9 protein-coding genes are annotated in these 8,159 nt (G+C 64.8%); 5 read left to right on the top strand and 4 right to left on the bottom strand.

The window, feature by feature from the left end; translation table 11 throughout:
- Positions 1-145: 145 nt before the first annotated feature.
- Together OB916_RS15265 and OB916_RS15260 are read right to left on the bottom strand one after the other, a co-directional pair.
- Entirely contained in the window at positions 146-1,411 is a 1,266-nt protein-coding gene (locus OB916_RS15265) for an MFS transporter (protein WP_315910160.1), read from the bottom strand.
- 28 nt (positions 1,412-1,439) lie between these two features.
- Positions 1,440-1,616, bottom strand: coding sequence for a hypothetical protein (locus tag OB916_RS15260; protein ID WP_315910159.1), 177 nt, complete (start codon positions 1,614-1,616; stop codon positions 1,440-1,442).
- Between the two features lie 110 nt (positions 1,617-1,726).
- Here OB916_RS15260 and OB916_RS15255 point away from each other — a divergent pair, with 110 nt between their 5' ends.
- Together OB916_RS15255 and OB916_RS15250 are read left to right on the top strand one after the other, a co-directional pair.
- On the top strand, positions 1,727-1,870 hold the full coding sequence (locus tag OB916_RS15255; RefSeq protein WP_315910158.1) for a hypothetical protein: 144 nt from the start codon (positions 1,727-1,729) through the stop codon (positions 1,868-1,870).
- 135 nt (positions 1,871-2,005) lie between these two features.
- Entirely contained in the window at positions 2,006-2,965 is a 960-nt protein-coding gene (locus OB916_RS15250) for an L-lactate dehydrogenase (protein ID WP_315910157.1), read from the top strand.
- A gap of 231 nt (positions 2,966-3,196) precedes the next feature.
- Here the strand turns inward: OB916_RS15250 and OB916_RS15245 are convergent, their stop codons facing one another.
- Positions 3,197-5,755: an efflux RND transporter permease subunit gene (locus OB916_RS15245; protein ID WP_315910156.1), complete on the bottom strand. Its 2,559-nt coding sequence runs from the start codon at positions 5,753-5,755 to the stop codon at positions 3,197-3,199.
- 97 nt (positions 5,756-5,852) lie between these two features.
- Between OB916_RS15245 and OB916_RS15240 the strand changes: the two genes are divergently transcribed.
- The 3 genes from OB916_RS15240 to OB916_RS15230 are packed head-to-tail and all read left to right on the top strand — an operon-like array spanning position 5,853 to position 7,771.
- A complete protein-coding gene (locus OB916_RS15240; RefSeq protein WP_315910155.1) occupies positions 5,853-6,458 on the top strand; it encodes a TetR/AcrR family transcriptional regulator in 606 nt (201 codons plus the stop codon).
- Between the two features lie 60 nt (positions 6,459-6,518).
- A complete protein-coding gene (locus tag OB916_RS15235) occupies positions 6,519-7,547 on the top strand; it encodes an AIR synthase family protein (protein WP_315910154.1) in 1,029 nt (342 codons plus the stop codon).
- 8 nt (positions 7,548-7,555) lie between these two features.
- A complete protein-coding gene (locus tag OB916_RS15230) occupies positions 7,556-7,771 on the top strand; it encodes a DUF7519 family protein (protein WP_315910153.1) in 216 nt (71 codons plus the stop codon).
- Positions 7,772-7,809: 38 nt separating this feature from the next.
- On the opposite strand, the gene OB916_RS15225 is transcribed toward OB916_RS15230, so the two are convergent.
- Entirely contained in the window at positions 7,810-7,956 is a 147-nt protein-coding gene (locus tag OB916_RS15225; protein WP_315910152.1) for a DUF7331 family protein, read from the bottom strand.
- Between the last annotated feature and the right edge of the window lie 203 nt (positions 7,957-8,159).

The following is an 8,159-nucleotide window of genomic DNA, read 5'->3' as shown; positions in this document are numbered from 1 at the left end:
ACACCAGCGAGGGCAGAAGTCCCCCGCTGGAGGGGCGTTCTGTCAGTACGCCCTGAAGTCGGGGACGATGACCGTGAACGCGACTGACGTGGCGTCCGATGCCTACGTGTCGGCAGAACGGGAGTCCACCGACAAGCCAACGGCTTCAGCCGTTGGTCGCTGACGCCGGATCCCATCGGTACAGCGTCAGGGCGAACCCGGCTCCGAGTACCGGGAAGACGGAAAGCGCGAGGAAGGTCCCGCCAGTACCCAGCGCCGAGAGGAGATAGCCGGCGATCGTCGCGCCGGCCGCGCCGACGCCAAAGGAGACCAGATACGTGTACCCGTAGGACAGCCCGCGACCGTCGGGTGGCGTGTACACGGCGATCGTCGCCTGGTAGAGCGGCTGGAGTGCGAACAGGAAGAAACCGAGCAGGACGCTCGCGGCGAGCAACGGAACCAGTCCTACCCGGGCGGCAGGGACAAACGCAACGGCGATCACGACGAGGGCCGCGAACGTCCCGACGAGTCCGAGCGTCGGGGGAACTCGATCGGAGAGCTTCCCGCCGGTGTACTGGCCGGCGATGCCGACCATCAACAGTCCGGCGTAGAGGTACGATGCGGTGTCGAACTCGGCGGCCAGCGCGCTCTCTGCCCCGAAGACGCCGACGGGGTCGATCGGCGGCAGGAACTCGCCGAGCATCTCCGGCAGGAAGGTTAGCGTGCCGCGGTAGAACAGCCCGTTCGCCATTACGACCGCGAGTGCCAGCACGAAGCCGGCGGTCAAAAGCGCCCTGCTGTCGGCGAGTACGGACGACAGCGAGACTGCGCGGCCCGGCCCGCCGGCGTCAGACCCGCGGGCACTCGCATCGACGGCTGCCATCTCGTCGAACTCGACGATGGCGGCGTACCCCGCGACGGCGACCGCCGGCAGGACGAGCAGCCGGACGACGGTCGGCCAGTCGAACGCCAGCAATAGCAGCGCGGAGACGAGCGGCCCGAGCGCGATTCCGGCGTTGCCGGCCATCCCGTGGTAGGCGAAGGCCGTGCCGCGGCTCTCGACGCCGGTCGACAGCAGTGACAGCGCCGCAGGGTGGTAGACACTCGCGGCAACGCCCCAGCCGGCCAGCGCGAGCGCGACGGCGACCAGCCCGTTCGCGAAGCTCAGCGCCAGAAACGACGCGCCCATGCCGGCGACCCCGGCGGCGACGAGCCGCCGCGAGCCGAACCGATCCGCCAGTATCCCGCCCGGCAGCGCACCGATCCCGAACAGGGCGTAGCCGCCGGTGACAGCCAACCCCAGCTCCGCAGTCGACGCCCCGAACGCCTGCAGCCAGACGACGACGAAGATCGGGATCGACAGCTCGTAGGTGTGGACGAGCGCGTGTGCCGAACTCGCGAACGCGACGATCGATCGCTCGTTTCCGTCCATTCGATCAGTCCGTGGGTGCCAGCGGTCTTTATTCCGTCGCGTTCTGCTTTTGATGGCTGATCCGCTCGGCGACGACCGACGGCACGGTCGTCTCACAGACCCGACACTGCCAGCTCGGTCGCGTCGTCCCCTCGCGCTTTCGCAGATCTTTCTCGTTGTCCAGCAGCGCCCCACACCCGTCACAGGTGTACGTCGTGCGGGTCATACCCGGCCTTTCGAGAGCGGGAACCCTTGACGTTTCGGCCGACTCGACCGATTCCAGAAATATTTACTCACTTTCGAAAGAATATATACCGGCGGCGCATATCGATGGGTATGTCCCTCAGCACTCAGGCGATGACGGCCTGTCCGGTGTGTGGCAGTTCCGACCGAGAGACGACCGCCCGCGAGCGCGTGCCGGGCGGGACCGACTGGCGATACTTCGAGTGCAACCGGTGTGGCAACGAGTGGCGCTCGTGAACCGCCTCGGCCTGCCCCGCGTGTAGAAGGCCCGCCCTCGAACGGGTCGGACAGCCGGCTGCGCCGGCAGTCGGCCGACCGCAGTCTCCGCTGTCCGCAGTTTTATGCCTGCGTGAGCGAAACAGCATGACAAGAATGACTACCGGACGCATCAAGGGCAAAGTCGCCATCGTCGGAGCCGGCAACGTCGGTGCGACGACGGCGTTCGCACTGATGAACAGCGGCACCGTCTCGGAGATCGCGCTGATCGACATCGATCGCGAGAAAGCCGAAGGGGAGGCGATGGACCTCTCACACGGGGGGGCGTTCGTCGAACCGGTCGACGTCTACGTCGGCGACTACGAGGACTGCTGGGACGCCGACGTGGTCGTGATCACGGCGGGAACGAGCCAGAAGCCCGGCGAGTCACGGATGGAGTTGCTCGAACGGAACGTCAGTATCTTCGAGGATATGGTTCCGCAGATCACCGAGCGGATCGACCCGGAGACGGTCCTGCTGGTCGTGACCAATCCCGTCGACATCCTCTCGTATGTCACCTGGAAGGTTTCGAACCTGCCCCACGAGCGGATCATCGGTTCCGGGACAGTGCTGGACACCGCGCGGTTCAAGCAGGTCCTCAGCCAGCACTGCGACGTCGCCGCCCAGAACGTCCACGCCTACGTCGTCGGCGAACACGGCGACAGCGAAGTACCGGTCTGGAGCAGTGCGCATCTCGCTGGCATGCCGTTCGACGATTTCTGCTCGGCCTGCTTGCGGCAGTGTGGTCCGGACATCAAAGACGACCTCTCGGAGAAGGTCGCGGGTGCCGCCTACGAGATCATCGATAAGAAGGGCGCGACCAACTACGCGGTCGCGCTTGCGACGACCGAGATCATCGACGCGATCGTCCGCGACGAGGACACGATCCTGACGGTCTCGACGCTCATGCAGGGCCAGCACGGCCTCGACGACGTGTATCTCAGCCTGCCGAGCGTCGTCAACCGCCGCGGCGTGCGCCAGGTGCTCGAGTACGACCTGACCGACGACGAACACGAGCGACTCCACGCCTCGGCCGAGACCCTCCAGCAACGACTCGACGAGCTCGACATCCGGTAGCCCGGCTCCAGCTCGAACCGAACGCCTCTCGACGGCTGGCTCCAGTACCCGACCGGACCAACCGCGATCTCTCCGTCAGGACCGCTCGTGACAAATAGCCTGACTGTCCTGCGATACGTCCCCGGCTTCTCCCCCCGGTGACGATTCATCCCTGACGGGGGCCCCGTGACGATTCATCCCTGACGGGGCCGAGAGATCTCATCCGAAAGAGATCATTCCGTTTGCGGGAGGTCACTCCGACTGTGAAGGCGAGAACCCGCCCAGACCGACGTGGTCCGTCCAGACCACGAGGAAACTCGGGAACACGAACACTGCGACGACGAACGCGTAGACGATGGTCAGCGCCGTGATAGCGCCGAAATCCCGGAGGCCGGGCAGGAGAGCGAAAACCAGGACGCCGAACCCGGCGGCGGTGGTCGCCGCACTCCCGAGTAGCGCCCCGCCGGTCCCCGTCACTGCCAGTCGCATCGCGTTGGCGGGGGAGCGTCCGGCTTCGAGTTCCTGTGTATAGCGCGTCCCGAGGTGGATACTGTAATCGACCCCGAGGCCGATCGTGAGACTGGTGATCATCCCCGTCATCGCGTTGAACGGGATGTCGAGCAGGTTCATCGTCCCCAGGATCCACAGCAGGACGATCACCACGGGGACGACCGTCAGTGCGCCGAGGGTCGCACCCTCGCCGGCCAGTCGATATCCGGCGATAAGAACGACGGCGATGGTAACGAGCGCGACCGAAAGCGTCGTCACGAAGGTATCGAAGAGTTCGTCGGCGACGATTTCGAACAGGACCGGATTGCCGGTCGCGGTCGCCTGGACGCTGTCGCCGTCGATGACTGCCGCGACCGATCGCATCCCGTCGGCGACCTCGGCATGCGTGGCGTCGCCGCCCGTCATGACGACCAGTCGGAGGGCACGATACTCTCCGTCGGCCCGGTGGATCACGTCCTCGGCGTGTTCGGGTGCCGCCGCGAACAGCGCGTCGTAGACCGCATCGACGTTCCGGTCGGGCAATCCGTCGCTATCCGTGTCGGCCGCCCGCAGCGTCGTCGCGAACGAGGCGTTGTTGGCCGCTGCCCGTTCCATCACCTCGATCGGACTTCGAATCCGGGGATCGCCGGTCGAGAGTTGTTGAGTCACTGCACTCGCCCCTGCCTCCTCTCGGGCAGTGGCCAGGCGGTCGAGCGTCTCCGGATCGGTCACGTCCCCACGAACGAGCACGGATACCTGGGCATCTCGCCGAGCGAAGTGATCGTTGATATACGCCATGTTCTCCTTGACCGTGTACTCGTGTGGTTCGAGTTCGGCCGGCAGGTGTTCGGTCCAGGCCGGCGGATCGTCCGCGAGGAAGTCCTCCTGTGCGAAGCGCGTCTCGACACCAGTCGCCCCGTATAGTCCAGCCGTGCTCACCAGCACGACCAGCACGATCACGAACAGTGGGGCGGTCCGAGCCGCCCACGATCCCAGCGAGAGAAATCGGCTGAACCGCCCGCCGCCGGTGCCGAACGCCCGCCGTTTCCGGTCGAATCCCCGTGCTGCAAGCGCGCCGTCGATCTCGATCTTCAGCGCGGGGAGCAAAGCGCCGAAGACGACCAGTGCTGAGACGACCCCGACCGAACTGGCGATCGCAAAGTCCTGGATCGGCCCGACCGGACTCAGGAGGTTCGCCAGAAAGCCGATCGCCGTCGTAATCGTTACCCACATCAGTGCCACTCCGATGTCGGCCAGCGAGACCGTCATCGAACCCCTGATGTCGTCGCCGTTCTGGCGCTGTTCGCGATAGCGCATGACGACGTGGAGCGCGAAGTCGATCGAGAGTCCGATTAGCAGGACCGGAATAGCGACGTGCAACTGGTTGAAATCAATTCCGGCCCAACCCATGACGCCGAACGTCCAGACGAGGACGATACCCACACCGACCACTCCGAGAACGATATCGACGGGATCGCGGTAGGCGATGATCAGTGCCGTCAGGACGAACGCGAGCGCCAGCGGGCCGACGATCCCGAGGCTGTCTTCCATCGTCTGCGTAATTTCCCCACCCATCGCGCCGACACCGAACACCATGGCGTCGGCCTTCTTTCGGTCCGAGAACGACTCGGCGATCGACTGCATGGCCTGCTGGGAGTCGATAATCTCGGCCGGTGCCTGGTCAGGATCCAGAATGGGCGCGTCTTCGGTCCGCTGGGTGACGACGATCATCGTCGCGTTCGCCGTCGTCGATCCCGGCTCGTAGCCAGTTGGCATGAGTTCGAGCGCCCCGGCCGGCCCAGCGGTTTCTGGGTCCAGCAGGGTCCGGACCGTCCGATCGATGGTGGCCTGATCTATCGTCTCGAGACGGGCGATCTGTTCGTCGAGCGTCGGGCCGCCGGACTGTCCGACTGTCGCGTTCTGTGTCGGTCCCGGACCGGGTTCGGCGGCGATCACACTCCGCGCGACGATGTTCGCGACGCTGATCGACGTCGGCGCGTCGCCGAGCGTCCTGTTGATCGTTCGGTTGGCTTCGAGAGATCGCTGGAATCGAAGGGTTTCCAGCAGCGTGCCCTTTGAAAGAACGTTGTCGTCGCGCACGACGACCTGTGCGTAGGTTGCGTTGTCGTCCGCCGAGAAGTTGCGTTGGACGTAGTCGAGTGCCTTCCCGGCGTCAGAACTACTGTAGTACTGATCCATCGACGTGTCTTCCGCGAGTAGCCCGGCGCCTGATCCGACGACGGCAGTGAACACGAGCAGCAACACGATCGTCGCTCGACTGTGGGTTGCAATCGTGCCGGCGAGACGGTTGATCGGAGCCATACGTCGAGTGTGAGTCCATGAGTAAATAGTTTTTTCGCTCATGAATTCATGAGCGATGAGCGATAAGCTCATGTATTTTCGCATCGATCGGAGATCTATGCGAGGCTTCAGCGACGACGAGCGCGCAGAAATCAGGAGCGAACTCGTCGAGACCGCCAGTCAACTGATCGCGATCCACGGTTTCGAGAAGGTCACCGTGCAGGATGTGACCGAGCCAGTGGGGATCGCCGAGAGCACGTTCTATCGGTTTTTCGACTCGAAGGCGGATCTTTACACTGAGGTACTCCTTCGGGAGAACAAAGCACTGTTCGACGCGATAGAAGCCGAGGTGTCAGCGGATAGTCCGCCGGAGGAGCGACTGGAACGTGTCCTGGCAGTCTGGGCCAGAGAGTTCGAGGCTCGCCCGCTGTTGGTGGAGAGTCACCAGTCTCCTCAACGGATGCTGCGCTACATGGACGAACAAACCCTCGAGAGGGCCATGGAACAGTTCGCCGAGCGGGCAGTCCCGATCGTCGAAGACATCCAGACCGACAGCGATGGATTGATCGCCGAACTCGACCCGATGATGGTGATACACCTGTTTTCTGTGATCGAGCTTACGGTTGCACAGAAAGAACTGTACGAGCGGTTCGGTAAGGCCGAGTTCTCGGGGTTCCAGGATGCCCTTCGGATGACGCTAGTGCGGGGACTGCTTGCGGAGTGACGCGAGATCTGTGACGACGCTCCCGATAGCCTTACTACCACGGGAAGATATCAACCAGTAATGGGCGAACCAGAACTCGGTAAGGCCGACCGCGAGTTCTTCGAGCAGTACATCTACCCCCGCCTCGGGGCTGACCGCGAGGACGTGACGCTCGGGCCCCAGCACGGCGTCGACTTCGGGGTCGTCGAGATCGGCGACCGGGCCCTGGCGATGGCGACTGATCCCGTGTTCGTCATGCCCGCGGTCGGGTTCGAGCGCGCGGCGTGGTTCGCGTTCCACATCCTGATCAGCGACGTCGCCGTCTCGGGGCTGGATCCGGCGTATCTCAGCGTCGACTTCAACCTCCCGCCCGAAATCACCGACGGGGAGTTCGAGACGGTCTGGGAGACGTTCGACCGCGAGGCGCGCGAACTGGACGTGTCGATCGTGACCGGCCACACCGCCCGCTACGCCGGGTGTAACTACCCGATGGTCGGCGGCGGCACGGCGATGGCCGTCGGCGACCCCGACGAACTCGTCCGCCCGGACGGCGCGAACGTGGGCGATCGCGTGATCGTCACGAAAGGCCCTGCAATCGAAACGACGGGATTGCTGTCGATCCAGTTCGAGTCGCTGCTGGAGGGCGAGCTGCCGGCGTCGACGATCGAGGACGCACAGGACCGCTTCTACGACATGAGTCCGGTTCGGGACGCGCTGACGGCGGCCGCGGCCGGGCCGGTGACGGCGATGCACGACGCGACCGAGGGCGGCGTCTACGGCGGGCTCTTCGAGATGGCTCGCGCCGCCGGCGTCGGTATCGAGATCGAGCGCGACCGCGTCCCGGTCCAGCCCGGCGTCCGCGAGGCCTGTGACTTCTTCGGGGTCGATCCCTGGATCTCGATCAGCGAGGGGACGCTGCTGGCGACGGTCGACCCCGACGGCGTCGGAGACGTGCTCGACGCCTTCGACCGCGAGGGGATCCCCGCGGCCGACGTGGGCGAGGTCATCACCGGATCGGGACTGACCGTCGACGGTGACGCCGTCGACCATCCCGGGAAGGACCCGTTCTGGGCGGCCTTCGAAGAGCACATGGAGACACTGCAGTCCTGACCTGGGACGTGGGCGAAAACGCGATCGCCGTGGCCGAACAGTTTCCTCGGTCGATCTCGACCCCGCGCGGAGAGGCGCTGCACGCGACTAGCGCGACCGTCGTGACGGGGTTCGCGGCGGTCGCCGCCGCAGCCTACACGCTCTCGACCGGTGGGTATTCACTGACTGCGGTCGCGTTTCTCGTCGTCGGCTCCCTGGTGATCCTGGTCGGTCTCGGTCGGTGATTGAGAAAGACATCGCTGATGTCACGACCGATATCCCTCTATGCCCCGATATCGACGGCATAGTCCGACCGGACCCACGCGTCGGGATTGTCCCGATCGTAGATCACCGTCTCGCCGCTGCCGGTCTCGATTGCGGCGTACCGTCCGTCCGCTTCCGCCTCGGTCGCCGGTTTGTCCGTGGTCATACGTGCAATCAGAGTGGTGGGTGGTACCACACCACACGTATTAGATACTCATCGGCGCGGGACTATAATCGTTTGGGCCTTGGAACTGCCGACCGGCCTCGATACGCCCGGTCGGCGGGGCCCACCTTCGACCGGGCGACGGAACACGTCGCTGTTTCATCACGTCTGCACCGCGACCGACCGGTTCGCTGCCCGGCAGTCTT

Origin of the sequence: Halapricum hydrolyticum (assembly GCF_025517535.1) — an archaeon.
GTDB lineage: Archaea > Halobacteriota > Halobacteria > Halobacteriales > Haloarculaceae > Halapricum > Halapricum hydrolyticum.
This window is presented reverse-complemented; position numbering and strand designations above follow the sequence as displayed.

Bases quoted from the DNA above. Each gene is read 5' to 3' on its own strand.
- OB916_RS15265 (WP_315910160.1), bottom strand. From the start codon at position 1,411: ATGGACGGAAACGAGCGATCGATCGTCGCGTTCGCGAGTTCGGCACAC.
- OB916_RS15260 (WP_315910159.1), bottom strand. From the start codon at position 1,616: ATGACCCGCACGACGTACACCTGTGACGGGTGTGGGGCGCTGCTGGAC.
- OB916_RS15255 (WP_315910158.1), top strand. From the start codon at position 1,727: ATGTCCCTCAGCACTCAGGCGATGACGGCCTGTCCGGTGTGTGGCAGT.
- OB916_RS15250 (WP_315910157.1), top strand. From the start codon at position 2,006: ATGACTACCGGACGCATCAAGGGCAAAGTCGCCATCGTCGGAGCCGGC.
- OB916_RS15245 (WP_315910156.1), bottom strand. From the start codon at position 5,755: ATGGCTCCGATCAACCGTCTCGCCGGCACGATTGCAACCCACAGTCGA.
- OB916_RS15240 (WP_315910155.1), top strand. From the start codon at position 5,853: ATGCGAGGCTTCAGCGACGACGAGCGCGCAGAAATCAGGAGCGAACTC.
- OB916_RS15235 (WP_315910154.1), top strand. From the start codon at position 6,519: ATGGGCGAACCAGAACTCGGTAAGGCCGACCGCGAGTTCTTCGAGCAG.
- OB916_RS15225 (WP_315910152.1), bottom strand. From the start codon at position 7,956: ATGACCACGGACAAACCGGCGACCGAGGCGGAAGCGGACGGACGGTAC.